General features: G+C 70.4%; 32 protein-coding genes. 2 read left to right on the top strand and 30 right to left on the bottom strand.

Annotated elements, in window-relative coordinates; all coding sequences use genetic code 11:
• Positions 1-20: 20 nt before the first annotated feature.
• The 28 genes from ACWDAS_RS29005 to ACWDAS_RS28870 all read right to left on the bottom strand — a co-directional run bounded on the left by ACWDAS_RS29005 (position 21) and on the right by ACWDAS_RS28870 (position 22422).
• Positions 21-371, bottom strand: coding sequence for a hypothetical protein (locus ACWDAS_RS29005; RefSeq protein ID WP_450396761.1), 351 nt, complete (start codon positions 369-371; stop codon positions 21-23).
• A 231-nt stretch (positions 372-602) separates the two neighbouring features.
• Positions 603-1160, bottom strand: coding sequence for a hypothetical protein (locus ACWDAS_RS29000; protein ID WP_450396759.1), 558 nt, complete (start codon positions 1158-1160; stop codon positions 603-605).
• Positions 1161-1229: 69 nt separating this feature from the next.
• A complete protein-coding gene (locus ACWDAS_RS28995; protein WP_450396756.1) occupies positions 1230-1814 on the bottom strand; it encodes a hypothetical protein in 585 nt (194 codons plus the stop codon).
• Between the two features lie 128 nt (positions 1815-1942).
• Entirely contained in the window at positions 1943-2179 is a 237-nt protein-coding gene (locus ACWDAS_RS28990) for a hypothetical protein (protein WP_450396753.1), read from the bottom strand.
• Positions 2176-2400: an Acb2/Tad1 domain-containing protein gene (locus tag ACWDAS_RS28985; protein WP_450396750.1), complete on the bottom strand. Its 225-nt coding sequence runs from the start codon at positions 2398-2400 to the stop codon at positions 2176-2178. The genes ACWDAS_RS28990 and ACWDAS_RS28985 overlap by 4 nt, the downstream gene beginning before the upstream one ends.
• Before the next feature lie 5 nt (positions 2401-2405).
• The gene (locus ACWDAS_RS28980; protein WP_450396748.1) at positions 2406-3278 is read right to left on the bottom strand and encodes a glycoside hydrolase family 25 protein; all 873 of its coding nucleotides are present in this window, start codon (positions 3276-3278) and stop codon (positions 2406-2408) included.
• 60 nt (positions 3279-3338) lie between these two features.
• On the bottom strand, positions 3339-3698 hold the full coding sequence (locus ACWDAS_RS28975) for a hypothetical protein (RefSeq protein ID WP_450396745.1): 360 nt from the start codon (positions 3696-3698) through the stop codon (positions 3339-3341).
• Between the two features lie 66 nt (positions 3699-3764).
• Positions 3765-4073: a hypothetical protein gene (locus ACWDAS_RS28970; RefSeq protein WP_450396742.1), complete on the bottom strand. Its 309-nt coding sequence runs from the start codon at positions 4071-4073 to the stop codon at positions 3765-3767.
• Between the two features lie 19 nt (positions 4074-4092).
• Positions 4093-7119, bottom strand: coding sequence for a hypothetical protein (locus tag ACWDAS_RS28965; protein ID WP_450396740.1), 3027 nt, complete (start codon positions 7117-7119; stop codon positions 4093-4095).
• Between the two features lie 3 nt (positions 7120-7122).
• Positions 7123-8211, bottom strand: a complete 1089-nt coding sequence (locus tag ACWDAS_RS28960) for a hypothetical protein (protein WP_450396737.1) — start codon at positions 8209-8211, stop codon at positions 7123-7125.
• A gap of 1 nt (position 8212) precedes the next feature.
• Positions 8213-9154, bottom strand: a complete 942-nt coding sequence (locus ACWDAS_RS28955) for a hypothetical protein (protein WP_450396735.1) — start codon at positions 9152-9154, stop codon at positions 8213-8215.
• 10 nt (positions 9155-9164) lie between these two features.
• Entirely contained in the window at positions 9165-10064 is a 900-nt protein-coding gene (locus ACWDAS_RS28950; RefSeq protein WP_450396732.1) for a phage distal tail protein, read from the bottom strand.
• The gene (locus ACWDAS_RS28945) at positions 10064-14878 is read right to left on the bottom strand and encodes a phage tail tape measure protein (RefSeq protein WP_450396729.1); all 4815 of its coding nucleotides are present in this window, start codon (positions 14876-14878) and stop codon (positions 10064-10066) included. The genes ACWDAS_RS28950 and ACWDAS_RS28945 overlap by 1 nt, the downstream gene beginning before the upstream one ends.
• Positions 14879-15184 carry a hypothetical protein gene (locus ACWDAS_RS28940; protein WP_450396726.1) on the bottom strand — a complete coding sequence of 102 codons (306 nt, stop codon included), beginning with the start codon at positions 15182-15184 and terminating at the stop codon, positions 14879-14881. It lies immediately after the preceding gene.
• A gap of 26 nt (positions 15185-15210) precedes the next feature.
• On the bottom strand, positions 15211-15816 hold the full coding sequence (locus ACWDAS_RS28935; protein ID WP_450396723.1) for a hypothetical protein: 606 nt from the start codon (positions 15814-15816) through the stop codon (positions 15211-15213).
• 17 nt (positions 15817-15833) lie between these two features.
• Complete coding sequence (locus ACWDAS_RS28930) at positions 15834-16319, bottom strand: phage tail tube protein (RefSeq protein WP_450396720.1); 486 nt, start codon at positions 16317-16319, stop codon at positions 15834-15836.
• A 146-nt stretch (positions 16320-16465) separates the two neighbouring features.
• Positions 16466-16909 carry a hypothetical protein gene (locus ACWDAS_RS28925; protein WP_450396717.1) on the bottom strand — a complete coding sequence of 148 codons (444 nt, stop codon included), beginning with the start codon at positions 16907-16909 and terminating at the stop codon, positions 16466-16468.
• 29 nt (positions 16910-16938) lie between these two features.
• Positions 16939-17349, bottom strand: coding sequence for an HK97 gp10 family phage protein (locus ACWDAS_RS28920; protein ID WP_450396715.1), 411 nt, complete (start codon positions 17347-17349; stop codon positions 16939-16941).
• Positions 17349-17732 (bottom strand): hypothetical protein, encoded by a 384-nt coding sequence (locus ACWDAS_RS28915; RefSeq protein ID WP_450396712.1) that lies wholly within the window; start codon positions 17730-17732, stop codon positions 17349-17351. Before ACWDAS_RS28915 ends, ACWDAS_RS28920 begins: the two co-directional genes overlap by 1 nt.
• Before the next feature lie 78 nt (positions 17733-17810).
• Complete coding sequence (locus ACWDAS_RS28910; RefSeq protein WP_450396709.1) at positions 17811-18230, bottom strand: DUF6093 family protein; 420 nt, start codon at positions 18228-18230, stop codon at positions 17811-17813.
• 4 nt (positions 18231-18234) lie between these two features.
• On the bottom strand, positions 18235-18678 hold the full coding sequence (locus ACWDAS_RS28905) for a DUF6093 family protein (protein WP_450396706.1): 444 nt from the start codon (positions 18676-18678) through the stop codon (positions 18235-18237).
• Between the two features lie 37 nt (positions 18679-18715).
• The gene (locus ACWDAS_RS28900; protein ID WP_450396703.1) at positions 18716-18892 is read right to left on the bottom strand and encodes a hypothetical protein; all 177 of its coding nucleotides are present in this window, start codon (positions 18890-18892) and stop codon (positions 18716-18718) included.
• Between the two features lie 128 nt (positions 18893-19020).
• Positions 19021-19293 (bottom strand): hypothetical protein, encoded by a 273-nt coding sequence (locus ACWDAS_RS28895; protein ID WP_450396700.1) that lies wholly within the window; start codon positions 19291-19293, stop codon positions 19021-19023.
• Positions 19277-19492 carry a hypothetical protein gene (locus ACWDAS_RS28890; protein WP_450396698.1) on the bottom strand — a complete coding sequence of 72 codons (216 nt, stop codon included), beginning with the start codon at positions 19490-19492 and terminating at the stop codon, positions 19277-19279. The genes ACWDAS_RS28895 and ACWDAS_RS28890 overlap by 17 nt, the downstream gene beginning before the upstream one ends.
• Positions 19493-19557: 65 nt before the next feature.
• Entirely contained in the window at positions 19558-20376 is an 819-nt protein-coding gene (locus tag ACWDAS_RS28885) for an aminoglycoside phosphotransferase (protein ID WP_450396695.1), read from the bottom strand.
• Positions 20377-20455: 79 nt separating this feature from the next.
• Positions 20456-20650: a hypothetical protein gene (locus ACWDAS_RS28880; protein WP_450396693.1), complete on the bottom strand. Its 195-nt coding sequence runs from the start codon at positions 20648-20650 to the stop codon at positions 20456-20458.
• Between the two features lie 3 nt (positions 20651-20653).
• Positions 20654-21757 carry a radical SAM protein gene (locus tag ACWDAS_RS28875; RefSeq protein ID WP_450396690.1) on the bottom strand — a complete coding sequence of 368 codons (1104 nt, stop codon included), beginning with the start codon at positions 21755-21757 and terminating at the stop codon, positions 20654-20656.
• A 251-nt stretch (positions 21758-22008) separates the two neighbouring features.
• A complete protein-coding gene (locus ACWDAS_RS28870) occupies positions 22009-22422 on the bottom strand; it encodes an ATP-binding protein (protein ID WP_450396688.1) in 414 nt (137 codons plus the stop codon).
• A gap of 195 nt (positions 22423-22617) precedes the next feature.
• Here ACWDAS_RS28870 and ACWDAS_RS28865 point away from each other — a divergent pair, with 195 nt between their 5' ends.
• The gene (locus ACWDAS_RS28865; RefSeq protein ID WP_450396685.1) at positions 22618-23922 is read left to right on the top strand and encodes a helix-turn-helix domain-containing protein; all 1305 of its coding nucleotides are present in this window, start codon (positions 22618-22620) and stop codon (positions 23920-23922) included.
• Here the strand turns inward: ACWDAS_RS28865 and ACWDAS_RS28860 are convergent.
• Positions 23919-24455 (bottom strand): NUDIX hydrolase, encoded by a 537-nt coding sequence (locus tag ACWDAS_RS28860; protein WP_450396683.1) that lies wholly within the window; start codon positions 24453-24455, stop codon positions 23919-23921. The genes ACWDAS_RS28865 and ACWDAS_RS28860 overlap by 4 nt on opposite strands.
• 102 nt (positions 24456-24557) lie before the next feature.
• On the opposite strand from ACWDAS_RS28860, the gene ACWDAS_RS28855 reads away from it, so the two are divergent.
• Entirely contained in the window at positions 24558-25136 is a 579-nt protein-coding gene (locus tag ACWDAS_RS28855; protein WP_450396680.1) for a hypothetical protein, read from the top strand.
• 10 nt (positions 25137-25146) lie between these two features.
• On the opposite strand, the gene ku is transcribed toward ACWDAS_RS28855, so the two are convergent.
• A complete protein-coding gene (gene ku / locus ACWDAS_RS28850; protein ID WP_450396677.1) occupies positions 25147-25905 on the bottom strand; it encodes a non-homologous end joining protein Ku in 759 nt (252 codons plus the stop codon).
• Between the last annotated feature and the right edge of the window lie 37 nt (positions 25906-25942).

The raw sequence follows: 25942 nt of genomic DNA, 5'->3' as shown, positions 1-25942 counted from the left end.
GCTCCAAGAGGTCGGTGGTCTCATTCGGCGCGCAGGGCCCGGGTCTCGAACAGGCGGGCCCACTCGGGGTGGCGTTCGATCAGGAGCCGCACGTACCGGCTGCGGAAGTTGTTGTTGAGGCGGAAGACATCGCCTTGGGTGGCCTCGCCGTAGCGCCAGCGCAGGAGCTCGAAGAGCATCCCGATGCCGACGCGGCGGAAGCCCTTGGCGACGCAGTCGCCGGCCAGCGCCTCCAGGTGCTGCAGCACCCACGGGTTGAGGTCGTTGAACGCCTCGAACCGCTCCTGGATGGACTGGCCGGGTTCGATGGCGGGCTGCTGGACCGGCTGGATGTCGTCCAGGCCGGGCAGTTGCTGCTGGTGAACGGGCACAGGACCCCCGAAGTGCGGAAACCATCCGAATGGTGTGGCACATCTTTCACGAAGGGTCCGACATGATCAACCAGCGCACCACACCGAAAGCCCGGCCCGGCGGTCGGCGACCGGGCCGCGACGGCGACGTCACGCATCGTTCCTCCAAAGGCAAAGGGCAGCGGCGCCATCCGGCGCCGCTGCTCTTATTTTAGCCTCTTTGGGGATCGGTGTCGAGTGACTTTCCGCAGGTCAGACGGCCTTCGCGGCAAGCCCGCGAGGCACTATCGACGAGCCGGGACCGTCGTACCGGCCCTGCCGCAGCGCCGCCTCGACCTGCGGCACGATCGCCCACATCACGCTGCGGGACTTCGCCCGAAGGTCGGGGGCGGCCTCGATGAGCGTGTCCAGGAGCCACAGCGGCGACCCCGACAGCTGGTAGTCCGCCGGCGCGAACCGGCCCTGCCGCACCACCGCCGACAGGTTCTGCTGGCTGGACAGACCGAACAGCTGCGTCGTCTCCTGCAGGCCCAGCAGCGGCGGCACTTCCTTCACGCTGCTCGCCCACACGCCGGGCTCCTGCGCTGCCACCAGCTGCTGCAGGACGCGCCGGTCCAGCTCCTTGGGTCGAGGCTGGGCCTGCCCGTACCCCTGCGCGAACGACAGCAGCCAGTACGGCGACCCAGACACGATCACCGCGTGCTCGTAGCCGAGCACGCCTCGCCCCACCCACTGCGTGACCTGCGTCGCCTTCACCCCGTACAGTGCGGCGAACTCCTGCCGGCCGACCAGGAACGGCTTCTTGGGCACCGCCGACCCCCTCCTCTCCCTCACGTATGCCTCTAGATTACAACCAGTGTGGGCGGGGGTTCCTGGGCGCTAACTGTCCAGCTGGGGAGAAGGAGCCCGGCTCGGAAGCGTCGTCCGGGGCGCATCTCCAACAACGCCGGACTCTTCCGAGATGCGCCGCTCGATGTCCTCGGTCCACTCGTAGAGGGTCCCGTGGCCGTCGCGGAACCATCGAACGCCTGCGACGTCCTTGAAGAAGATCGGCACAGGGGCGGGCTGCAAGAACTCGCCACCAATCCCGTGCCCGCCCAGACAGCTGGCTTTGGACTGGGGGGCGACCATCCCGACCGCGAGATTGCCGTGCGGCTCTCCGAATGTCTCCGGCATGTAGACGGCCACTTCGAAGACCGGGCTGTCGCTGTTGTTCAGCACGAAGTACGTGAGTTCCCGGCGATCAGGACTGTATTGAACGCCCCCCTTGGTCTCCCCCGGCACCTCCACCAGTTCGCCCCATGCAGAGACCATCCCCGCTTGCTTGCGGCGCTCCTCCACCAGGCGCTCAGCGTTCGTCTTGCGATCGTTGCGCAGCACCATGCCGCCGACCACGAGGGCCCCCGCCGTGGCGACGGCGCTGATCGACGAGGCCCATACATTGATCACTTCCGCTGTGCTCACAACGTGAAGCGTAGGCGGCTGATCGGACCCCAAGTGGGCGATTTCGCCGACTGCTACGCTGGGGGCTCCAAGAGGTCGAGACCCCCACCGCACGCGGTGGGGGTCTTGGTCTTTCTGCGCCGGTTGGGCTACGCGGCGAGGTCGTACTGCGGCGGCCGGGCGTAGCCCAGCAGCCACCCGAACTTCGGCGACACGTACTGCTCGGCCAGGCGGAACACCGCGTAGTAGCAGAACGCCGCCAGCGGGGTCAGCACCCCGGCCACGGCCTGCGCGTCCAGGTCGAGGCCGTACCGGGCGGCCAGCGCCACCAGCCAGGCCACGAGCGCCGGGACGCCGGTGCGGATGAGGGACACGAACAGGTTCACGGGGACTCCTTGGGTTGGCGGGCGATCGCGGCGTTCGCCCAGAACATGACCTCTTCCAGGCGGTACAGGGCCGCCTGCTTCTCCGCGCCGGCGGGAAGCTCGTTGTGGAGCATCAGCGCCAGTTCCAGGCATCCGGACCGGACGTCCTCGTGGGCCTGGCGGCGCTTGTCGGTGACGGCCGGGTGGAAGGTGAACCGGCGGATGACGTCGGCGGCGTCCACGGCTGTCACTTCCGGCCGTAGGCGAGGTTGTGCAGGTAGGCCCAGCCCTTCGGCCCGATCGCCGAGTCGTTCGGCTTGCCCTTGGCACGGAACTGCGGGTGCGCGGCGAAGAACTTGCGTACGCCGCCCTCGGTGCGCGTCCCGTAGTGGTCGGACAGGTCCGCATCGCTGATGGTCAGGAACTTGGCCGCGCGCAGGGCCCTCTGCAGGGGCTTCGCCGACGGCCGCGACTTGCCCGGGGCCAGGCCGACGGGGAACGCTGGCGGCACGTACGGCTTGGACGCGGGCGGCTTCGGCGTCGCCGGCGGCCTGGGCGTCGCGGGCACGCCCGCCCACTTCTTCCAGTCGGCGACCGTGTCGAAGTGGCAGACGTTGACGTCGGTGTGGTTCTTGATCCCGTACTGGTGGATCACCCACGAGTGCTGGATGCGCGGGTGGCCGGCCGGGGCGTTCGGGTCGGCGATCCACAGGCCGTCGCCGCACTTCCCGGTGGTGTCGCGGTTCTTCCAGTAGTCGAGGTTGCAGTAGAGGATCACCCGCAGGCGCGGGCGCAGCTTCTTCACCGCGGCCAGGAACGCGTCTTTGTCCGCGTTCGACGGGCGGGTCCCCGAGGTGGTGGTCTCCCAGTCGCAGGCGAGAACGTCGCCGTCCTTGGGGTTGGCGCACTTGATGAACCACTCGGCCTGGTCCTGGATGTTGCCCGGCCACAGGAAGTGGTACCAGCCGAGCGGCTTGCCCTTGGCGCGCGCGGCCTTGGCCTGCTGGACCCGCTCGGGGTTGGCGTAGGTGCGGCCCTCGGAGGCCTTGATGAGGACGACGTCCACGCCGTCCAGGTCCAGGTGTGGCTGCAGAGAGCTGATGTCGATCGCTTTGAGCATGTCGTTGCCCGGTGCTTCTCCCCCGCGCCGGACGGATGGTGCTGTGACGGGCGCAGGCCCTTACGGGCCTGCGCCGATCCTGCTGGTGAGCCACAGCTGCACCAGGCCCAGCAGGAACGGGGCGACGAACACGGCCACCAGCCACTTGCGGGTGTTGGCGGCTTGCTGCTGGTCGCTCTCGCGCTGCCGGACCGCGGCCGCCTGCCCCTCTTCGACCGCCTGGATGCGCTGGTTCACCAGACGCTGGTCGGCCTGGTAGACGTCCTTGGTGACGGTCTGGTCGAAGCGGGTACTCATCGCGGCGAGGTCGCCGCGCAGGTCGTCACGGAGCTGCTTGATGCCGTCGCTCTGGTCTTCGCGTAGCTGCTGCAGTGCGCGGTGCAGCTCCCACAAGGTGGGCTCGGCGCTCGGCTGGGTCACCGCGCACTCCTCAAGTCGGCGTGCCCCGCGCCGCACTCGATCTTACGGGCACGGGGCGATGCCACATCAGTCCGCGGGGTGGACGTTGCCCGGGTTCCGCCACGCGGCCGCCACGGCGGCCGGGACCGCGCCCAGCGCCTGCAGCCACGCGTTGGCGGCCGGTCCCTCGCCGGCGGCATCCGCCAGGCCCTGACCGGCGTCCAGAACGTGGCCGAGCCACGGGTCGACCGGCGGAATGACCGAGCTGTCCCAGTGCTCGTTGAACGCGGCCATGGCCTCCTCACTGCTGGCTTCCGTGCCGGTCTCGCCGCACTGGCCGCACGTCCACGAGAAGCCGGACGGGTCCGGGCCGACGATCGTCACCTGACGCGCCATGGTGTGTTGTCCTTCCCTGTCACAAGCTGTACTGGACGCCGTTGAACGACAGCCACGGCGGCATGTCGGTGGAGTTCGGGCCGACGATGCCCACGGTGCCGTCGGTGTCGAAGTCGACCTTCAAGGACGGCTTCGTCGACGACGACAAGGACGCCGCCACGGTGACGCTGCGCCGCGACGCCGGCCGGGCGTTCGTGGGCAGGGCAGCGGAGAACGGGTTCGCGCCATTGGGCAGGGCCCCGGCGGTGTAGGTCATGTTCAGTCCGCCACGCCACTGGACGTACTTCGTGCCCAGCAGGTTGATCACCCGGTACTGCACGGCCCCGTTGGCGTTGCCGTTTCCGCTGTAACCGGCAGCAAGGGCCGGCGTCGTCCAGTCCTTGATGACGTACAGGCCGAAGCCGCCGACGTTGAACCCGGTGGCATCCAGGCCGATGCTGGGCGTGGTGCCCGAGTAGTCGCCAACGTAGAAGCTGCCCTCCATCAGCGTCAGGAAGTACGCCCCGGCCGACAGGTCAATGCGAGGGATGGCGCCGCCGGCCTCGCCCGCCTTCATGTCGAGCTGGGCCCGGCCGTGCCCGGCGTCGGCGGTCCACAGGCTCAGGGAGGGAATGCGGCCGAACTCGCTGTTCGCGAGCCACTGCTGCAGCACACCGGGGGAGACCTCTTCCGGCAACCCGGAGTACCAGACGACGCCCGGCGGGTACGTGATGACCCCGTCGCCGTTGTCGTTGCCCAGCGGCGTCGCCGGCACCATCTCCACGCGCTGCCCGGACGCGGCGGTCCGCAGCTTCGCCCCGGTGATCGTCTGCCCGTCGATGGCGCCGGCGATGATGTTCGCGGCCTTGATGGCGCCCGACTCGACGACCTCGATCGCCATCATGTCGATCTCGGCGGTGCCCGTGCCGCCGTTGTGGTTCACGTAGAAGATCGGCGTGATGTAGCGGGCGTTGGCGTGGATCTGGCCGGGAGCGTTCGCGTTCGGAGAGGCCCCGCCCACGGGGCTGGCGGACGTGCCCTTGAGGTAGCCGGTGAACGTCACCCAGCCCCCGCCGGCCGTCAGGGTCTGGTCGAACGCGGCTATGTAGAACTGGCTGTTGAGGCTGTTGGCGCCCACGAGATTGACGGGGGTGACGCCGTCGGCGGCCAGGCCCGCGACGCCCGCGAACAGCTTCTGGTTGGTGCCGGGCGTGCCGTTGGCGACGGTCTGCCGGGCGCGGATGCTGACCCGGTACGTGACGGACGGGTCGAAGGGGATCTTCACGTCGGGGCGGGTGGCCCCGGAGATGAAGCCGACGCACCTCATCACGCTGCCGCCGGACTGAGCGTCGGGCACCGACACCGTGGTGACGGTGCCCCCGCCCGGCGCGGTCCACCGGGACGCGGAGTCCCCGAAGTCCCACCACTTCTGCCCGACCTGCCCCTGCAGGCCGACCGACAGCCGGTCCACGTTGATGCTGCCGGCCGTGATCGCCGACGCGTTGAGGTTGGTGATGGCGGCCTTGGAGGCGTCCAGCGTCCCCGTGGTGATCTTGCTGGCGTCGATGGAGGAGATCACGCCGGACGCGGCCGTGATCGTCCCGGCGAACAGCTTGTCGGCGGTGATGGTGTTACCGGCGATCAGGTCGGCGGTGATGCCCAGGGCCTGGATCTGCCCGGCCGTGATGGACTTGCCGACGATGCGGTCGGCGGCAAGCGTCCCGGCCGCGATCCGGTCGCCGTTGATCGACCCGGCGACGAGCTTCGGGGTGGTGATCGCACCGTCGGCGATCATCACACCAGGCAGGACCGGGCGGACGGCCGCGTTGTCCCACCGCACGGTGCCCGCGCTGCTGTTGAAGGTCTCCACGACGATGGCGGCCCGCACGGTCCCAGCTGGCGCGGTGACGGTGCCCGAGATGCGCTGCCACGTCGCACCGAGAACAGGCGGGGACACCCCCACCACACCCCAGGAAGACATGTTGCCCGCGGTGTCGATCCAGCCCGCGTAGAACTTCAGGGCCTCGCCGACCCAGTTCGACGAGGCCGAGTAGTCGATGGCCAGGAACAGCTGGTCGCCCGGCAGGACCGCGAACGAGGCCAGGGTCAGGTTCTTGGCGGCCGGCGTCGCCGACGTGGCGTCGACCTTGAGGGACTTCGGCGATCCGTTGCCGGTCGGGTCGATCGACCAGCCCGGGCGGTTGGCGATGAGGGATGCGGTCAGGGAGCCCTCGAAACCCGGATCCGGCAGGATGTTGGAGCTGCCGACCACGGTCAGCTTGTCGGTGGTCACCGCCCCCGCTGCGAGCTCCGCCGCGGTGACCGCCCCGGCGGCGATCTCCCTGGCAGTGACGGCGTCGGCGGCGATCTTCCCGGAGCTCACTGCACCGTCGGCGAGCTTGCCCGTCGAGACGGCCGCGTCGTGTAGGTGCTCCTGCAGGACGGCGTTGTCGGCCAGCGCCACACTGCCGACCGCGCCCGCCTCGATCTTCGCGGCGCTGACCGCCCCGTCCGCGAGAGCCAGCTCGTTGATGATGCCGTCCAGCACGGCCTGGGCGACCACAGGCGCGGGCCCGGCCGGACCCGCCACGGCGGACGGCTCGGAGGCCACACCCGAGGTCGACACGCACACCAGGCGCACCCACACCGGGCTGCCTGTCGGCACGGTCATCGTGCCGCCCTGCGCCGAGTAGAACGCGGAGAACACCGAGCCGTCGTCGGGGAAGTCCGGCGCCGTAGAGAAATGGACCTCGACATAGGCGAAGTCGGCCAGGGGCTCGCTGCCGTCGACGAAGGAACCGTCCCAGCCCACGGCGACACCGCCGAGGACGGAGACGATCGTGGGCGCGGCCGGTACGGGCGGGGTGGGGCCGTTGACGGCCGCAACAGCCAGCGTGCCGTCCGGCTGCAGGCCGATGCTGCCGCGTATCGTGCCGGCGTCGTCGTACACGGATATGGCGCCGTTCTCGATCGAGGAGTTCGCCAAGCGGCTGGTGCGGGAAAGGTCCCGCACCAGCCGCTCCAGTGCGGCGATCCTTCCCGCCAGAACGGCGAGGGTGTCAGCCAAGGGTCAGCCTCCGTAAGTGAAGGAGTCGGCGCGCGCCAGGCGCACCGTCATCCGTTCCTGCTGGTCCCCCTGCGCCGGCGTGAGCGTCCATCCGGTCACCCGCGCCCAGCCGTCGTAGTCGGTCCACTGGTCGTGGACCTGCACCCACACGTCGTCGCCCACCTGGAACGAGCCGAAGCGGGCCGCCGGGTGGTCGATGATGTCGAGCTGCTGCACGTCGCCCCGGACCTGGCGGGCGATCCGCTCGATGCGGGCCTTCGCCGCCAGCTGGTCCGTGCCCTTCACGGCGGGCAGGTCCATGACCTGCTCCAGCCGCAGCCGGCCGTCACGGACCGCGTCGATCGCGCGCAGCCGCGCCCGGCCCTCCCCGGAGCCCAGCGCCACCACGACCTGCGCGTAGGTGTCGCCGTCGTAGATGACCGGCTCCGGGTCGGCGATGTTCACGCCGGTCGTGAAACTCACGTCGGTGCGGCGGGTACCAAGCCGGGGCCAGCCGATACGGAACCGGCGCTGCGGCACGTCCCCGGCCCAGTCGACCTGCTCGGTCCACTCCGGGCCGCCGTCGACACCGGCCGCATCGACGACGATGTCCGCCAGGGTGCGCGTCTCCCACCAGCCCGAGGCGTACGGCTCGGCAGGCGTGCCGATCTTCGCCTTGGAGGTGGTGCCGTCGACGAGGACGCCCAGGTTGCCGTCGGCCTGCTCCTGGCAGTACGCCCACACGTCCCGCAGCACCGTGCACGGGTCGCCGTAGGTGTACGGGCCGCGCCCGTCCAGGTTGCCGTGCACGTCGTGGCGGCGCGCCAGGTACGAGGAGAACCCGGCGGCCTCGATCGGGTACCTGCCGGCCTCCGGCTCCGCCCGCCAGATCAGCCCGCCCCACATCAGCTTGGAGTCCCGCTCGGCGAAGATCAGCGTGTTGCCGGGGTCGACCATCGTGCCCAGCACGTGCGCCAGGTGCGGCTGCAGCGTCGCCGTCATGCTGCCCGGCCCGGACAGCTCCGGGCCATAGGCGACATCCGACAGCGGCAGGTCCCACGCCAGGACCTGCCCCGACAGCGCGTGGCACGTCAGGTAGCGGTAGGAGTGCACGTCAGAACACGCCCTCCTCGAACTCCACGTCCGCGATCGCGGTCGTGGCCGTGTCCGCCTGCAGCGTTCCGGCTTCCGCGCTGTCCAGGGAGACCAGGGCTTGCAGGAGCTGCGTGGTGCCGCGCATGGCGGCGGGCACGGTGATGGTGTCGGCGGAGATCAGCTGCACGCGCTGGGAGCGGTCGCCGCTGGTGGTCGGGCCGGTGTCGTAGTTGACTCCCTGACCCTGGGAGCTGCCCAGCTTGAAGGCCGCGTGCCCCCACGCGCTGCCCGAGACGACCTGCACCGCGGCGACGGTGAAGACGATGCGGGCCCGCACCGCCCACACGGGCACGGCGATGTTCCAGCGGGCCGCCGGCGGCCACGACACGTACGTGCCGTCCTTGTTCCCCGCCCAGTTCTGGTCCCCGCTGGGGGAGGCGGTGTAGATCTGCCGGTCCCGGCGCGGGTTGGCGATGCCCCGCAGGTCGGTGATCATCGCGTCGGTGATGGTGGCCGTGTTCGGCGGGATGGTGATGCGGGCCAGCGGGATCGCGCTCATCCCGGCCGGCGGCTGGGTCGCGGTGCTGCTGACGTTGGACACGACGTGGAAGTAGCCGATGTCGTCGGTGGCCGGGTTCAGGTTGCCCTCGTACTCGGGATCGAGGACGCGCAGTACCACCATGTCGGTGCGGCCGGTCGCCCCGGTCGGGGCGATGTTCACCGTGGCGGAGCCCACGTTGTACTGCGTGTAGGAGCCCTGGCCCGGCGCCGCGCCCCGGACCACTCCGGAGCCGTCGGCGACCTGCACGCCCGCGCCGGGGGTGGTCAGCTGGGAGACCTTGAGGTCGTTGTACTCGGTCACACCCTGGGACCCGCGCGACAGGTCGCGGATCATCATGCGCATGGTGCGGGCGGGGTGGGTGCCGCCCTTGACCATCATCGGGGGCTGGATCAGCGTCATTGGAGTGTCCTCACAGGGCGGTGTAGGCGTCGCGCCACGACAGGGTCAGGCGGCAGGTGTTGGAGTAGTCGGAGGCGGTCCAGCGGATCTCGCTCTTCTTGGGCGGGATCTGGAACAGGTCCATACGGCTGCCCGCGGTCAGGGCCGGGGCCGCGTTGCCGGACCCGTTGCGCAGCACCCAGCGCGTGCCGGGACGGGTGTCGATGTCGATCCACTCGCCGGCGGCGAGGCCGGTCTGCAGCTCCAGGTACCGGCCGGTCTGCACCACCCACACCTTGGGGTTGGTGACGGGGCCGTCGATCCGCACCGTGGGCCACGCCGCCTGGTCGCCGTTGTTGACCACCCAGCCGGGCCGCTCGTCGGGGTTGGACACCCCTGTGGTGATCGGCGCTGTGACGGGTGCGGTGAAGCCCTCGTCGTCGTCGGAGATGTCCAGCGGCAGCACCAGCGACTGCGAGTCGTCGGCGTGCCAGCGCGGGTCCAGCGCGGCGAAGTCCAGGGTGAGCGGGATCCACCCGTAGACGGCCTGCGACATGGTCAGGGCCTCCACACGCCGCCACCGGCCGTACAGGCGCTTGACGTCCCGCCCGGGCCACTTCGCGCGCAGCACCGCCAGGGTGCCCGCGGTCTTGCGAGTGGCGTCGGTACCGGTGACCTGCTGCAGGCGGGCCAGCAGGTCCAGCGCCGCCCCCGGATCGTCGGGGGTGCGGATACCGGCCTCGATCGTCACCCCCCGCGTCCCGTACAGGTCCACGCCCGGGAAGCCGCCGTCCTCGGTGGGGTTGTCCACGTCGGCGGTGCGCAGCTCGGGGGCGGCGAGGCCGGTGATCTCACCGACGGGCAGCAGCGTGCCCGAGCCGATCACCAGGCCCCCGCCGACGTCGAGCTGGTAGTCCTCAAGGGTCGTCATCAGAGCTTGCCTCCTCGCTGCGCGGCACGAAGTCGCCGCATCACCTCCGAGCCGATCTCCTGCGCAGTGCCGCGGCCGCCCGCGCCGGAGGTGACGGTCACCGGCATCTGGCCGATCAGCGGGGCCGCGGCCTCCTTCACCACCACGACCTGCACGCCGCCGGCGGGACGGGCGTCGACGGGCATCGGGCCGGTCACGCCGTGCGCGGTGAGGGTGTAGCCGAACCGTCCGGCGACGTCCTCGAGTACCGCCGTCGCGGCAGGCCGCTTCGACTGCCCGAGGGGGATGTATGCCTCGCCCCCGGTGGAGGGCTCCGCGAACCGCACCAGGCCGTTGCTGGTCGCGTACAGGCCAGGCGTCAGGACCCCGCCCGCTTCGTACGCCAGGCCCTTGTTGGCCTTGGCGAGGTCCGCGACGAACTTCGTGGCCCGTGTGCCGAGGGCCTTCTTCAGCCGGGACAGGCCCGCGTTGGCGACGTCGATGATGCGGTCCTCGCCGAGCTCGGTGGCGTCGGCGACCTGGTGGATGCCGGTCTTGCTGGTCTTGACCGCAGCGATGATCGTCAGCAGGTCCGCGAGGTCCTGGTCGGACAGCGTGGCCGACGCCGACTTCGCCGCGGCGTTCGCCTTCGTCGCGGCGCTCTTGCTCTTCACGGCCTGCGCCGCGAGGTCCTGCGCGGCCTGGTCGCCCTGCGCGGCGAGCCTGCTGGCCAGGTCACCGAAGCCGCGGGCCGCCAGCGTCGCCAGGTTCTGCTGGAACGCCGACGTGTGCTTGGCCGCGTTGCCGAGCTGGCTGGTGTACTCCGACAGCGATGCCCTGGCGGTCGCGGCCAGCTTCTCCAGGTCCTTGGTCATGCTCTTGACGTACTTCGAGCTGCCCGTGGCCATCTTGTGGGTCAGGGCGATGCCGTCGGCGCCCATCGCCTCCAGGGCATCGGCGACGTCCTGACCGGCCCGACGGGCCACCGTCGCCAGGTCCCGGCGCCACCGCTGCGCCTCCGCCACGGACTTGTGCAGGTTCTTGGAGAACTTGCCCAGGTCCAGGGCGGTGCCCTTCTTGTTCATGGAGTCGGAGGCGATGCCCGACAGGGAGTACAGACCATCCGAGCCACCGGCCGGCTGGTACGACCAGTTCGAGAGGCCGCCCTCGGCGTGGTACGTGACGCTCGCGCCGAACCGGTGCGCCACCTCGTCGAGGATCTGCTTGGAGCGGTGCCGCTTGGACGGGGCTAGCGGAATGTACGCCTCTCCCGGGTAGGTCTCGGGCTCGGCCCACACCCGCCACGACCCCGCGGGCGCAATCTGCGCCACGTGGTCCTCCCGGCGCACGCCGCCGTTGGCGTAGAACGACAGCAGGCCGCCGTCAGCCTGCACCACCGGCTTGTTGCCCCACGGCACGCCCGACCCGGGCGCGATGCGCGGGATCACCGTCACCGACACCGGCGATGGCGGGTTGATGCTGACGGAGATCTCCTTGGAACCGGGGATCTGCCGCACGCTCACGCCGATCGCATCGAGCTGCGCCTGCACGGCCGCCATGTCCCCGGACAGCAGCGCCGTCGTCAGGGCCTGCGCCGCGGCGGTGCCCTTGGTCGTGGCCACCTGCTGAATGGCGTCCAGCATGGCCGTCCACGTGGTCTTGGCCTGCCCGCCGGCCGTCTCGAAGGCGGTGACGATGCCCTGCAGATCCGCCTCGCTGATCGGCACGTCCGCGCCCCAGATCGCCTTCAGCTGGTCCATGGCGCCGGTCACGTCGCCGGACAGCAGGGCCTGCTGCAGCGCGTTCGCCACCTGCGCGCCCTGCTCGTTTGCGACCCGCGCCAGCAGGTCCATGCCGCGCTGCAGCTCCTTCTTGGCAGACGCGCTGCCCTTCTTCACCGCACGGGACATGTCCGAGACGGCCATCTCCTGCATGACCCGCGCGAACTTGCCCGCGTCGTTGGTCTGCGCGGCGTCCGCCCACTCCCGGGCGATCTTCTTGCCGTAGCGGGCGGCGATCACCGGCAGCTGCTCCAGCCCCGCCCGGAACGCGTCCTGAGAGCGAGCCGACGACTTGCCGATGATCTCCTGCAGCTCGTCGGCGACCTTCGTCTTGCCCTTGCCGAGCTGCGTAACCAGCTCGTCGAGGATCGGGGCGGAGCTCACGCCGAGCTCGGCGAAGTGGTCGGTCAGGTCGGTGTATCCGGCCATGGCCAGCGCGGTCAGGTTCTTCTGGAAGTTCCGCTGCGCCTTCAGCTGCGACTGTAGCTGGTCCATGTAGTCCTTGAGCGTCGCCTTGGCGTTCTTGTTGGACTTGGAGACCTTGTCCTGCGCGTCGGCCCACGCCTTGGCCGGGTTGACGATGTCGCCCAGGGCCTGCGCCATGGCCTTCATCTCGTCGGTGCACTTCGGCATGCCGTCGTCACCGGGCGGCACGAGGAAGTCCAGCGTCCACGCCGCGCCAGCGCCGGTCTTGGCCTTCATCACCTTGGCGTTGACGATCTGCATGGCCGCGGCCAGCTCGGCTTCCTTCTTCACCGCCTTCGACCAGACCTCGTGCTGCTTGTCCAGGACCTCCATCGCGTCCTTGGCCTGGGGTGTCAGCGACGCACTGACCAGGCCGGACTGGTCGACCACAGCGAAGGAGTTGTTCCGCCACAGCTGGCTCTTGAGGTCCGCGAGCTTCTGCCCGCCGGAGGAGATGGCGTCGACCGCGTTGGTCATGTCGATGCCGACCTGCTTGAGCTTCTTGGCGTCCTCGGAGTTCGTCAGCGACTCGGCCAGCGCCCGCAGGCCCGCGCCCTCTTCGCCCTGCTCGCGCTCGGCGCGCAGCGCCTGCACCAGGTCGTTGGTGGCCTGCTTGGCCTTCTCCTTGGACGCCGAGTACGCCGCGTACGCCAGGACGCCGACCGCCAGGAGCGCGGTGAGCCCGGACACGGCCAGGCCCGCGCCCTTCAGGGCCGCCGGCATGGCCGAGCCGCCTGCCGTCGCGGCTGCCTGCGCGGCCCGGAACTCGCGCCACTGGGTGGTCAGCTTGGTGACCGCGGCCAGTGCCAGCGCGCCCGTCGCGGTCACCGCGAGCAGGCCCGCGCCGAGGCTCTTGAGGGGCCCCGGGGCGTCGGCGATGGCGCCGGCGAACACCAACAGGGCGTTGCCGAGGGACTGCATCACCGGCAGCAGCGCCCGGCCCAGGTCGATGCCGATCGCCCTGCTGCGGTTGACGAACATCTCCCACTGCCCGGCGGTGGTGTTCATCTGCAGCTGAAACGCCTTCTGGGTGGCCCCGGCGCGCTCTACCTGGTTGGCGATACCCTGATAGGTGTCGGCGTAGTTCTGGCCGTCGCTGGCGGCCAGCGACAGCACCGCGCGCACGGCCCGCACGTCGACGAACAGCTTCGTCATGGCCTCCGCCGAGCCGCCGGTGGCCTTCGCCAGCTTGTTGACGACCACGTACAGGCCGTCCTGCTGCAGCGCCGACGCCGCCGACTCGTACCCGAGCTTGTGCATCTCGTTGGTCAGGTCGCGGGTGGGCGCCACCATCCGCGTCATCAGCTGGTTCAGCGCGGTCGCCGACTCTGCCGCCGGAACACCGGACAGGGTGATCGCGGCGAGCGCGGCCGACAGGTCGTCGAACTCCACGCCGGCGGCGGCCGCCATCGGCACCACGTCGCCAAGGTTCTGCGCCAGCTCCTCGAAGGAGATGACGCCCTTGTTGACGGTCTGGAACATGATGTCCATGACGTCGGTGGCGTCGCCCGCCGTCAGGCCGTACGCCTTGAGGACACCCAGCAGGGCCCGCGCGGACGTCTCGGTGGTCGTCAGGCCCGCGCTGGCGCCCTTCGCGGCCGCGCCGAGGATCGTCAGCGCCTCCTGGCCGTCGAAGCCCGTGGACACGATCTGGTACAGGCCCTCGGCGAGCTGGTTCGCGGACTGCGTCAGGTCCGTCGACAGGGCCACGATCTGGTCGGTGAAGCCGCCGACCGTGGCCGCGTTGATCTGCCGGGAGATCGTCATGACGTTCGCCATGCGCTTCTCCAGCTCGACGGCCTGCAGCACCCCGGCGCCCAGGACCGCCGACAGCACCACCCCGGTGCGCAGGTAGCCGTCGATGCGGGCCTGCGTGGCAGCCCGGGTCTCGGCAGCAGCAGCGGCCTCCGCCTGCCGCACCGCGCCCGAGTTCGCCGCGGCGCGCTGCGCGGCAGCACCCTCCACCTGGGACTGGGCGGCGACCGCCTGCAGGGAGCGGGCGTCGGCGGCCTCCCGTGCCCGCACCGCCCGTGTGGCCACGCCCTGCGCCCGGGTCGACGCGGCCGCCGCGGCGGCCGCCCGCTCCTCCTGCAGCGCCTGCGCCTGCGCGGCGCGGGTCGCCGCCGTGGCGGCCGCGTTCGCGGTGGCCTGCGCCGCGACAGCGCCCCGGCCGGTGGCGGCCGCGGCACGGGTGGCCATGCTCTGCGCCACGGCCTGGGCGCGCAGCGCCCGCTCCCCGGCAGCGACAGCGGCCGCCCGCTCGGTCTCCGCGCGGGCGGCCAGGTTCGCGGCCAGCGCCTGCGCGCGGCCACTGCGTTCGGCGGCCGCGCCGGCGGCCGTCTGCGCGGCCTGGGTGCGCTCCACGGCCGCGGTGACGCGGGCCTGGCCGAGGACCGCATCAGCGGAGGCAGAGGCCTGCAGCCGGGCCAGGCGCTGCGTCGCCGTGCCGGTCTCCATCAGCGTCCGGTTGACCTGCTGCAGCTGCCCGTCGAACTGGCGGAGCTGCGTGGCACCGCTGCGCAGCCCCCCGGCCAGTCCGCCGGTCGTCGCCTGCAGGTTGACGTACAGGTTGTAGCCACTGGCGCCCACCTACTGCTCCCGTCTGGGCTTGAGCCCGATCTTGACCCCGCGCCCGTCCGGTCCCTCCGGCACCTGCTCCCGCTCCATCTCCACCAGCTCGCACCCCGGACAGGTGTGCGAGTCGGCGACGTACGCGAACCGGTCCCCGCCCTGCTCCGGCCGCCACTCATCCAGCCGCGTCCCGCAGCCCGTGCACACCGCCCGCGAGAACGCCAGCCACGCCAGCGCCTTGGCCCGATCCAGCACAGTCCAGCGGCCGTCACCGGCCCCCGTGAACTGCGAGTGGGGGATGCCGTAGGCGTGGCACAGCTCCATCTCCGCCCGGAATCCGGGGTCGGAGATCAGCCTTTTCCCAGGTCCGCCCGGAGCGTCTGGTTGATGACCAGGGCGGCCGTGAACAGGGCCTTCGCCTCGGCGTCCGGCCAGGCGTCCAGCAGCTCCTGCGCGTCGGCTTCGCTCATGCCCTCCAGCTCGGTGCCGTCGGCGTCACGCTCGACGTGGCAGGCGGAGATCAGGGCGGCGGGGAAGGTGTCGACGTTGTACTCCATGCCCCTGTCGGCCTGCGCCTCGGTCGGCGCGTGGTCGCGCAGCAGCTGCTCCCACGCCGGCCGGGGCAGCGCCCGGAACGTCAGGGTCAGCGTCACCTCAGAGAGCGCGTCTTGCGCCCGGGTCAGGGCCGCATCAGCGGCCACGACCTGTGGGTTGGACGCCACGAAGGCGTCCCGCTGGTCCTCGCGGATGCCCTGCTCGGTGCACTCGGCCAGCGCCGCGGCGCGGGCCTTGGCCAAGGACAGGGCGGCGTCGGTGACGGCGGCCTTGGCGTCCTGGTCGTCGCAGATCGACATGGTGCGCTCGGGCAGCTTGCGGGCCCGCAGCCGGGCCATCTTGGCGGCCCAGTGGGCGTCCCTGGCGACGGCGGCCGCCGGCGGTTCGATGTTCGTGGACATGCGGATCCCCCCGTGGATCAGGTCGTGGCCGGGACGGCGGCGTCGAGCGTCGGCTCGTCGGACACCGCGAAGGTCACGGTGAACTTGGCCGGGTCGGAGCCGGCGGAGTAGGCCGGGGCGCGCGAGGCCACGCGGACCGGGAAGACGTCCATCGACTTCGACGTCGGGACGTCGCCCTTGCGGAGGATGACGACGAAGCCCTCCTCGCCCTTCTTGAGCAGGGTCTCGATCTCGTCGCCGGCCTTGTCCTCGTAGAAGGTCAGGGTGGAGGCGTCGGCCTTGTCCTCGCCGGGGATCGACGTGGTCAGCGTCGAGCCCAGGTCGGGGGTGTCGATCGGGGAGTTGCCGAGCGACCAGCCCGCGATGTCGGAGATCGCGCCGGACAGGTCGGTGCCGCCGGTGATCTCGGCACGGGTCGGGATGTTCGTCGCCGCGGCGATGTCGGACAGGAAGAAGATCTTCGTGACGCCACGGCGCATGAACCGCTGCTGGGTGGTACCCAAGGGGGGTGCTCACTCTCCGGGGACACGAGCCCCGGTGTACGGAGGCCCGTCCCCAACAGGTCGCAAGACTGCGAACCAGAGGGTCAGCCCGTACCGTGTGGCCGGACGTCCGCGTAGGGGCCTCCGCGGTGAGGTGCGGTCAGGCGTCAGCTGTTCGGTATCGAGACCGTCAGGACGAACCGCTGCACGTAAGTGTAGGTGGAGCTGACGACACTGGTCCCTTCCTCCCGGTCCAGCTCCCGGCCGATCACGGTCGCCCCGGACACGTTGATCGCGTTGAGGAACTGGCCGCTGCCCGGCACGCGGGCCAGGAACGCCTGACGGGCCTTGTCGGCTTGCAAGCTCGCCTGCTCGGCTGTGGTGCCCACCGACGACACCTGCAGCAGGACGCGGGCATCAGCGTCGCTGTCCCCGAACGCCGGCCCGAGCCCGGCGGTCTGGCCCAGCTCGTACAGCACGCAGTACGGGATGGTGTTGCCTGTCGGCTGCGATGCCGTCGTGGGAGCCGTCCCGTACCCGCACGACCTGCCGGTGGCGGTCTGCAGCATGGCCTGCACTGCGAGGGCCACTTGGCGGCCGGACACGCTCATCTACTCGTCCTCCTGTTGGCGATGGTTCTTCATGGCCGGTGCCCGTCGGCGACTTGGCCCAGGGCTGCCACGAACTGCGGGCCGATGCTCTCCACAGCCGGGCCGACGTGCGCGTACGGCGGCTGGTTGAAGACGCGGCCCAGGCTGTCCGGGCCGACGTAGCCGTACTCCAGGCGAGCCGCCTGCGGCTTGTTGGTGCCGACGACGGCCGTCACCGCGTCGCCGCCGACGTGCATCTCGTGCGTCCACGAACGGCGGTAGTCGCCGGTCGGCGCGTTCGGGCCGGGCCGGCCGGAGGCGTTGGCCTTGATCCGCGTCTCCAGCAGCATCGCGTAGTGCTGCACCACCCTCACCGTCGACGGCAGCACCGATGCGGCGCGGGCCTGTAGCTGGGCTGCGATCTCTGCGGCGTTGCTGGAGGCGCCCAGGCGGCTGGCCACTACGCGGTGACCTCCGGCTCCCACTTGCCCAACGCCCACTCCTGCAGCAGCCGCAGCATCGCCCGGGTCAGCTCGTTGGGTCCGCCGTCCATCAGGTCGTGCCGGGACAGCGCGTGCCGCTCCAGCTCGCCGGCGTCGAGCGCGGACAGGAACGCCGCGGCGGCAGGGCCCGGGTCCGGGTCGACGCCGACCACGACGCGGGCCAGGCCGTCGAACTCGTCCTTCACCACCGGCGACAGGCGCAGCATGAGCTCCGCTGGCCCGCCCGCGTAGTGGCGCAGCTCGTAGCCGGAGACCTGGCGGGAGATGTCGCGGCCGTCGAGAGCCACGCTGCCGCCGACGCCTTGGGCCGTGATCCGCACGGTGTGCAGCTGATCATCCATGCCGATCAGCCTACGAAGGGGCGCGGACAGCACTGCGGCCCCGCGCATCGTGCGCGAGGCCGCCCAAGAGGCCAGCAGTCAGATGGCGCTGGACGCGGTCGTGACGCGCTCGGTGAGCATGGTCGACCGGCAGATCTCCAGCGTGGACGCCTCGGTGACCTCGTCGGCCAGCCACGTCCGCCCCGCCAGGCCGCCGACCTCGGTGACGACCTCCACCAGGTCGCCGCGCTGCGCGATCGGCGCCGACACGGGCGTTACCAGCCGATACCAGGCCGAACCTTCCGACAGCCAGTCGATGCCCAGGACCTGCTGCAGCACGATCTGCCCGTGCGTGGACAGCACCGCGCCCGGCCCCTCGTACACCACGCTCGTCGGGGTCTGGCCCGGCTCCCCCGTGACCGGGTCCAGGACGGGCTGGCCGGCAGTGCGGGAGATCCGCACCATGTCGGTCAGCAGCGCCTCCAGGTCAGCCCTGGCCTGTTCGAGATCCAGCGGCACCGGGTCAGCCCTCCGTGGTCTGGGTGGACTCGTCCAGCCACGTCGTGCGCACCACGGCGAGGCTGTTGGCGTCGGAGATGTCCAGGACCCGCCACACCCGGTTGATCAGGCCCCCGTCCTGCGTGGCGTGGGTGACCCGCACGTGGTCCTCACGGGATGCCAGCGGCGCGGCCAGCGGCGTCAGCAGTCGGTAGCGGTTGCGGGTGTCGTCGGCGTACGCCTGCCCCTCCAGGGACAGGACCAGACCGGGGCCGCCGGCCGAGAAGATCGCACCGGGACCGTCGTAGATGATCGTGTCCGGGCCAGGGATGTACTCCCCGGAGTCCGGGTCGAGGACTGGCTCCCCGGGGCGGAAGATCTCGACAGTGTCCACGAGGATGCGCGTCTCGACGATGGGGGCTACGGCTGCAAGCGAAAGCCCCTCGGAGGGCGGAGGAGGAGTGCTCATACGTTCGAGCGTAGGACTGTGCCCGGACAGCCCCTCCTCAAGAGCTGGGCGGCGGGACGGGCTTGATGAGGAACCTGAACAGGAAGATCGACACGGTGTAGGCGGCGACCACGAGCGCGGTGATCACTGCTCGAGCCACCACGCTGGCGTCCGCGAAGACGTTCCGCCATATGAGGAACAATCCCACGGCCAGGCACAGGCACCACCAGCCCATCAAGACCCACCACGCCCGCTGGCCAGGATTACCGACGGCTGCATCAGGCGCATTCGGGTTCCCTCCGGGGGCCACAAGGGCCCCGCCCCCCGAACGGGGAAGCGGGAGGCGGGGCGGTCAGGGGTCGGTCAGACCTCGAAGTAGGCGACGATGACGATCGCGCCGAGGACGGTCACGTGGTAGATCACGCGCGTGGTGCCTTCGGTGTACTCCCTCAGCGGCACATGCCCCTCGCGGGTGGGCCGCTCGGCGCCGATCGTCGGGTCCATGGAGATCGTGACGATGGCCCTGTCCAGACGCACTAGGTCCGACACGGACAGCTTGGCCAGGCCGGGCTCACACTCCGGGGTGAACGCGACCTTCGCGCGTCTGCCGGGGGTGTGCTTAGGCGACACGGGCATCGCCGCCGTTCCCGGTCACGTCGATGCCGTGTGCCGCGAACAGATCCACCCGGGCGGTCTCCCAGTCGCGGGACAGGTCGATGCCGTTCTCGGCGATGCCGCGCAGCGACGCCGCGAGCAGCGTCTTGCCCGCCTCCTCGGCCTCGTGGGCCTGCTCCAGGATGGGCGGCTTCTCGTCGTCCTCGAAAACCAGCCGCATGGGTATGCCCTCCATTACCTCGTCTCTCTGTAAGGTACGCCCGCCGTGGGGCGGTCGTCTGTGATTCAGTCCATGGCCGCCCAGTAGGCGCACCAGTGCTTCGCCATGCGGGCCATGTGCGTCTTCCACGGGGCGGCGGGTTGCTGCTCGGCGATGCTCGCCCACAGCCGCGCGTTCGCGTCCGAGAACAGGGCCACCTCCGCGCGGTCGGCGCCCTGCCACGCCGGCAGGACCTGGCACACCGCGTCGGCCTCGGCCGGGGTGTGCCCGGCCTCTAGCAGCCGCAGGATGAGGATGACCGGGTCGACCCATGCCGGGCCGACCGTGGGCCACGCCCAGTCGATCAGCCAGTCCCGCCCTTCCCCGAGCAGCACGTTGTGCGGCGCGAAGTCGGTGTGCAGCAGCGTCCGGCCGGTGTTCCAGCGTTCGGCCGTGTCCGGGTCGGTGTACTCCGACATGCGTTGCCCCATGTTGCGGACGACCGATGCCGGCGGGGTGTCGAGCTGTGCCAGGTCGGCGGCCAGCCGGAGCACGCGCGGCAGGTCGGGCGAGCCGGGTGTGTAGTCGGCGTGGCGGCCGTCGGCGAACTCGTACCCGAGCAGGTCCCACCCTGCGTCCTGGACCCGCCACAGGATTCTGGGGGCCAGACGCGGCGCGACGTACGGGTTGATCGCGGCCTCGCGCTGCTGCGCGCGGTGCTGCGAGTGATCGGACGGCATTCCCTTGACGAACAGGCGATGCTCGGCCGTGAACACGAGCGCGGCGATCTGCGAGTTCAGCCCGCCCGCTACGGTCTCGGCTTTCAGGACGGGCCCAGTGCGGGCCTCCACCGCCTGGTGGACTTCCTCGGGCAGGTGGTCCCAGTCGATGCGCGACATGGACATGGTTGGCGCCGTTCCTACTCGGACGAAACGGGCGGGGCCGCCCCGGTGGAAGCTACCACCGGGGCGGCCCCGCGAACTGTCAGTAGGCGTTGTCGTCGCCGGCGGTGCAGCTGCAGCTGGCGGCGTCCAGGACCTTGTCCAGGTCGCCGATGAAGATCAGCTCATCGTCACCGATCGGGCCCGGCAGCGACGCCCCGAGGGGCGGGGTGCTGCTTCCCTGCAGGGCCGCCCCGCGGGGCGGGCCCATCGTGATCTCTACGGCTACGGCGGTCATCTCTTAACCTCCTGCGTGCTGGCAGTAACTGGACAGTGGTGCCTTGGCCTCCTGGTAGAGCTTGGCCAGGGGCCTACAAGTCCGGCAGGAGCCGGACAGGGCGCAGCCGGAGCAGCCTCCGGTGCGCAGCTGGAGCGAGTCCGCGATGCCTCCGAGGCGTCGCAGACCCTCCACTCCTTCGGCCATGAGGTCGATCTGCGGGTCGCGCCCGATCTTGCAGATCGACGCCTTGCCGAACGGGTCGGAGTGGAAGAACGTGTGGCCCGCGTTGCAGCCGGTGAAGACCTCGCGGGCCCGCTGGTAGCGGATGGACTGCGTGGCCAGGCCCGCGCCGTCGCCGCCGATGGTCGGCGACATGTTGGGGAACACGTGGTGCGGGCCGTACCGCTCGGCCAGCGCCTCCATCTCGGCGACCTCGTGCTCGTTGTCCTTGGCCACGACGACGTTCATGCGCAGCGGCAGCCCGGCCTCGCGCGCGGCGTCCAGGCCGCGCATGAACAGCTTGAAGGCGCCGCGGCGGCGAGTGGTGGCGTCGTACGTCTCCTCGGTCGCCCCGTACACGCTGACCGTGACCCGGTACGGGGGGCGCCCGCGGAACAGGTCGAGGATCGCCGGGGAGTGCAGGCGAGAGCCGTTCGTGGAGACCTGCAGCATCATCCCCAGGTCGTGCGCGTAGGCGTAGACCTGCGGGAACCGCCGGTCGATCAGCGCCTCCCCGCCGGTGATCTGCAGGTACAGCACGCCGGCGTCGGCCATGATGTCGAGCAGCTGTTTCTGCTGTTCCCAGCCCAGGCCCTCGAACTTCTTTTCGCCGAGGTAGCAGAACTCGCAGTCGAAGTTGCAGCCCAGGTTGATCTCGTACGACGCGCGGACGTACCCGTACACGGACGGCTCGCGGACCAGGATCGACTGGCCGATGGTGCGGCCGACCAGATCCACGCCCCACGCCTGCCGGGCCGCGTCAGCGGCCCACGCCGGGATGGCGCTGTCCCGGCCGGCGTTGGCCAGCTCCTTGAAGCGGCCTGCGCCCATGCGGAGTCCGCTGTACTGGCCGGGCCGCAGTAACAGGTGGCCGTCCATGAACGGGCTGGCGATCAGGTCGTGCATGTCTCCTCCTCTCCAGGTGGTTTCCGTCCGGCCGCCAGCTGGGAGGCGAGGCGGTCGGACAGGAGCGGACGGGAGGGGGCCGTTCCCCCTCCCACGTCCTCTTATTTTACCGGCATTCGCGCTCGATGTCAGCGATTCTCCGGAAAAATTGCAGGTCAGAGGCCTTCTGGCCCTGTCGGGACCGGGCGGCTCGCAGCCCGATTGGAACCGGCCCGGCAGGACGACGGGGCACGCACTGCCGGGCCGGGGCTTCACGCGGCGGGCTGCCGGGGGACGGTCGCCCACACGGTCTTGCCGACCGGCTCGCGGTCCCGGGCGCCGAAGTCGGCGGCGGCCGCCCGCACCAGCATCAGCCCGCGCCCGCTCTCGGCGTGGCTCGGCGCGACCGCCGGCCGGGGACGCTGGCGGCTGGGGTCGGACACCTCCAGCAACAACTGGGCGCCGTCATCGGTGACCTGAACGTGCACCAGGTGCCGGGTGTCGCAGTGCCGGATCGCGTTGGTGACCAGCTCGCTGGTGATCAGCACCGCGGTGTCCACGGCATCGTCAGGAACGCCCCAGCCGGCCAGAACCCGGCTCACCTGCCTGCGGGCGATGTACACGGTCTTGGGAAACGGCGTGAACCACATCTCCCATGCCTGCGTGGTCGCATTGGGTTGCGTCATCACGGGGAAACAGCTCCCCCTTCGAGGGGCGGCACGCCCCGTTCGGGTTCCAAGAGGTCACACCACTCAAGTGGTGTGGGAAGCGTCCCTCCGACCCATAACCCACGTGTAGGCCCACGTGATTACCCAACGTGGATAAGATTCCGGTGCGTCAGATTCGTTCACTCTGCGCAACTGAGGCGAGGGGGATCGCCGATGGCCAAGACCGACGGGCCGCGTGAACTACCAGCCGCGCTGCTCACCGACCCCGACATGGTCAGCGCCTGCCGAACGCGCGAGTTCTCCACGATCTTCGCCCTCGTGCGGCGTCGTGCCGGGATCTACCCCTCCCGCATCGCCGCCTTATGCGGCATGACCCCCAGCCGGGTCGGGGAGATCATGGCAGGGCAGCGCAAGCTCGCACACATCGACGTCATCGAACGCGTCGCCGACGGGCTGCGCATCCCCGGCGCGATGCTGGGACTCGCCCAGCGCCCCTGGGAAATCCCACCGCGGGCCACGGTCACCGAACCCGACCCGCAGCCGCAGGCAGCCCTGGCCACGGCACCCGCCGCCCCCACCGCCGAGCTCGACACCATCCTCCACCTGGTCGACGCAGCCGACGTCACCCGCTCCACCCTCGCCGCCATCCAGTCCGCCATCGAGGACTACTGGAAGCGCGACGACCAGCACGGCGGCGCAGCACTGCGTCCTGCAGTCGTCGGCCATCTGCGCTACGCCCAACAGCTCATCGACGGCACCCGCGAAGGCCCCCTGCGGCGTGGCCTGATCGCGCTGGCCGCCGAGCTCGCACGTATGGCGGGCTGGGCCTACTTCGACGCCCGCCAGTACAGCACCGCCCGCACCTACTTCACCCAAGCCCTGCACCTCGCGCAGAACCTGGGCGACCGGCAGTTCGTCGCCAACGTCCTGTCGTGCATGAGCCTGCAGGCCACCTACGAAGGCGACGCCGGCGAAGCCGCTGCGCTCGCCCACGCCGCCCAGGACACCGCCCGCACCACCGAGGCCCCGGAGCTGGTGATGGCCATGCTCCACATGCGGGAGGCATTCGCCCACGCCACACTGCGCGCTGCCGACGACTGCCACCGGGCCCTCGCCCGGTCACACGCCGAGTTCGAGCGGGCCGACACCACCAACGCGCCACAGTGGGTGCGCTACTTCGACGAGACCAAGCTGATCGTGGACACCGGCATCGCCCGCGCGCAACTCGGCGAGCACCGTCAGGCAGAACCGCTCATCGCCGAAGGCCTGCGCCGCGAGAACCGCGACCAACAGCGCGGCCGGGCCTTCCACGCCTTCTGGCTGGCCACCACGCAGCTGCACAACCGGTCTCTCGATCACGCCTGTTCCACCGCCGGCATGGCCCTGGACCTGGCCACCAACGTGGACTCCCCGCGCGTCGTCGGCCACGTCCGCGAGTTCCACGCCCGGCTATCCCCCCACGCGGGGGAACCTCCGGTGATCGCCTTCGAGGCGAAGATAAGGGAGGCCTTCGCCTAGCCCTTCGTGGCCTCATCGAGCAGCAGATACAGCACCCCGATCAGGGAGCCGCTGGAGACGATCTCCCGACGGTCGATCATGCCCCGGATGTCGGCCATGGGGATCCACTCGATCCGATCCGTCTCATTGACCTCTGTCGGAGGCCCCACGTATGTGCCCGCCTCGGCACGGAACACGTAGTGCTCGGAGTCCGTGATGCCGTTCGCCGGCTGCCCGTAGATCAGCGGCTGAGCTGCCTTCACCCGCCAGCCGGTCTCTTCCTCCACCTCACGGACGGCGGCCTGCTCCGGGGCCTCCCCGTCCTCGACCAGGCCCATCGGCAGCTCCCACGCCCAGGTGTCGGTAATGAAGCGGTGCCGCCACATCATCAGCACCCGCATCTGGTCGTCCACAACAGCGGCCACGGCCAGGTGCCGCAGCTTCACCACGTGGTGCTCCCAGCGGCGGCCGTCGGGCTGCTGCACGTCCACCAGCCACAGGTTCACCCACCGGTTCTCATAGATCGGCCTCTCACCGTGGACCTCCCACTGCATGCCGCCCCGCCTCTCTCGCCGGTAACGTCCCCAGCATGTCAGCCGCCGGGACGCGCCCCAACCTTGCTTGTCGGGCCCCGATTCAAGGATGTGGCACGGCGCTTGGCGCGCTGCAACGGATCGGCCGCCGACTGCGTCTCCACCGCTGACGACAAGCTGCAGAGGCAGGAGGGGGGAACAGTGCAGATAGGTCAGGGCTTGGACTGGGGCACCGTGCCGGCGTGGTTCAGCGCCGTCCTCGGCGGCCTCTCAACGACGCTTGCCCTCTACATCATCTGGCGCGATCGCCGAAAAGAAGAACGAGCGGACGCGCACAGGGTGATCTGCTGGGAGAGCAAGACCACGCCGTTGACCGCGCACGTCGTTAACGCGTCTGACCGCGCCATCTACGACGTCCGCTTCTGGGTCACAAGGAGGGTGGGGAACGCGGCCTCCTCGCTACGCGGCGGCAACCAGGACGTTCTGAAGCCAGGTGAGGAAGCGATCCTTGCCTATGCCGATCCCGAAGAGTACGAGGGCTACACCAGCGCGTCTGTGACCTTCCAGGACTCTGATGGCCAGAACTGGACGCGTAGCCTCTCTACACGGAGGCTGCAGCCGCTGCAGTGGTCCTGGACTCGGAGAGCCTCCGATAAGGATCTAGCGAAGATCTCGACTGTCCCTGAGCGTCGAGGCTTGTGACCCCGCAGCTCTACCGTTCGGCGGCGGCGCGGATGCTGGCTTCCAGCGCCGCCATCAGATCAACGGCCGGAACCGGCTCGCCCAGCTCCTCCAGTTCCCCGCCGGTCATCTTCGCCGCCACCAACTGCTCCAGCGCCGCGGCGTACTCGTCGTGCAGATCGGCGATCTCCACTCCGGCGAGCTCGTCCATCAGCATCTCGGCCAGCTGCAGCCCCCGCTCGGTCACCGGCGCCGGACTGGACAGGTCGCCGGGCTCACGGATCTCCTCCGGCCACAGCAGGGTGTGCAGGACGAGCATCCCGTGCCGCGGCCTCAAGACCGCCAGGCGCTCCCGGGTTCGCAAGGTGACCTTGGCGACCGCCACCGTCCCGTGCCGGGCCAGCGCCTCCACCAAGAGCGCGTACGGCCGCTGGCCTTGCTCGCCAGCGCCTCCGATCCAGTAGGGCTTGGCGTACAGCACGGGGTCGACGTCGCGCTCGTCGACGAAGCCGAGGACGTCGACGGTGCGCTTCGTCGGGAGAGGGAGCGCGGCCAGGTCGTCATCGAGGAGCACCACGGTGCGGCCGTCGGGACGCTCCCAGCCCCGCGCGATCTCCGACTGCGGAACCTCCACGTCCTCGCTCTCACAGATCCTCCGATGCCTGATCCTGGACCCGTCGCGCGCATGAACCTGATGGAATCCGGTGCCGTGCTCCTCGGTCGCGGAGTAGAGGTGGACAGGCAGGCTGACCAGGCCGAAGCTGACGTAGCCAGTCCAGATCGCGCGCATAGGAACAGCGTGAAACCCTGGGGCGGTACGGCGCGCG

It is taken from the genome of Streptomyces sp. NPDC001070 (assembly GCF_053598835.1).
The sequence above is the reverse complement of the archived record's forward strand: the minus strand, read 5'-3'. Positions and strand labels throughout refer to the sequence as shown.

Bases quoted from the DNA above. Each gene is read 5' to 3' on its own strand.
- ACWDAS_RS28905 (WP_450396706.1), bottom strand. From the start codon at position 18,678: ATGAGCACTCCTCCTCCGCCCTCCGAGGGGCTTTCGCTTGCAGCCGTA.
- ACWDAS_RS28860 (WP_450396683.1), bottom strand. From the start codon at position 24,455: ATGCAGTGGGAGGTCCACGGTGAGAGGCCGATCTATGAGAACCGGTGG.
- ACWDAS_RS28950 (WP_450396732.1), bottom strand. From the start codon at position 10,064: ATGACGACCCTTGAGGACTACCAGCTCGACGTCGGCGGGGGCCTGGTG.
- ACWDAS_RS28865 (WP_450396685.1), top strand. From the start codon at position 22,618: ATGGCCAAGACCGACGGGCCGCGTGAACTACCAGCCGCGCTGCTCACC.
- ACWDAS_RS28890 (WP_450396698.1), bottom strand. From the start codon at position 19,492: ATGCGGCTGGTTTTCGAGGACGACGAGAAGCCGCCCATCCTGGAGCAG.
- ACWDAS_RS28895 (WP_450396700.1), bottom strand. From the start codon at position 19,293: ATGCCCGTGTCGCCTAAGCACACCCCCGGCAGACGCGCGAAGGTCGCG.
- ACWDAS_RS28870 (WP_450396688.1), bottom strand. From the start codon at position 22,422: ATGACGCAACCCAATGCGACCACGCAGGCATGGGAGATGTGGTTCACG.
- ACWDAS_RS28880 (WP_450396693.1), bottom strand. From the start codon at position 20,650: ATGACCGCCGTAGCCGTAGAGATCACGATGGGCCCGCCCCGCGGGGCG.
- ACWDAS_RS28925 (WP_450396717.1), bottom strand. From the start codon at position 16,909: ATGAGCGTGTCCGGCCGCCAAGTGGCCCTCGCAGTGCAGGCCATGCTG.
- ACWDAS_RS28875 (WP_450396690.1), bottom strand. From the start codon at position 21,757: ATGCACGACCTGATCGCCAGCCCGTTCATGGACGGCCACCTGTTACTG.
- ACWDAS_RS28980 (WP_450396748.1), bottom strand. From the start codon at position 3,278: ATGCTCAAAGCGATCGACATCAGCTCTCTGCAGCCACACCTGGACCTG.
- ACWDAS_RS28970 (WP_450396742.1), bottom strand. From the start codon at position 4,073: ATGGCGCGTCAGGTGACGATCGTCGGCCCGGACCCGTCCGGCTTCTCG.
- ACWDAS_RS28900 (WP_450396703.1), bottom strand. From the start codon at position 18,892: ATGGGCTGGTGGTGCCTGTGCCTGGCCGTGGGATTGTTCCTCATATGG.
- ACWDAS_RS28940 (WP_450396726.1), bottom strand. From the start codon at position 15,184: ATGGAGCTGTGCCACGCCTACGGCATCCCCCACTCGCAGTTCACGGGG.
- ACWDAS_RS28915 (WP_450396712.1), bottom strand. From the start codon at position 17,732: ATGGATGATCAGCTGCACACCGTGCGGATCACGGCCCAAGGCGTCGGC.
- ACWDAS_RS28935 (WP_450396723.1), bottom strand. From the start codon at position 15,816: ATGTCCACGAACATCGAACCGCCGGCGGCCGCCGTCGCCAGGGACGCC.
- ku (WP_450396677.1), bottom strand. From the start codon at position 25,905: ATGCGCGCGATCTGGACTGGCTACGTCAGCTTCGGCCTGGTCAGCCTG.
- ACWDAS_RS28885 (WP_450396695.1), bottom strand. From the start codon at position 20,376: ATGTCCATGTCGCGCATCGACTGGGACCACCTGCCCGAGGAAGTCCAC.
- ACWDAS_RS28955 (WP_450396735.1), bottom strand. From the start codon at position 9,154: ATGACGCTGATCCAGCCCCCGATGATGGTCAAGGGCGGCACCCACCCC.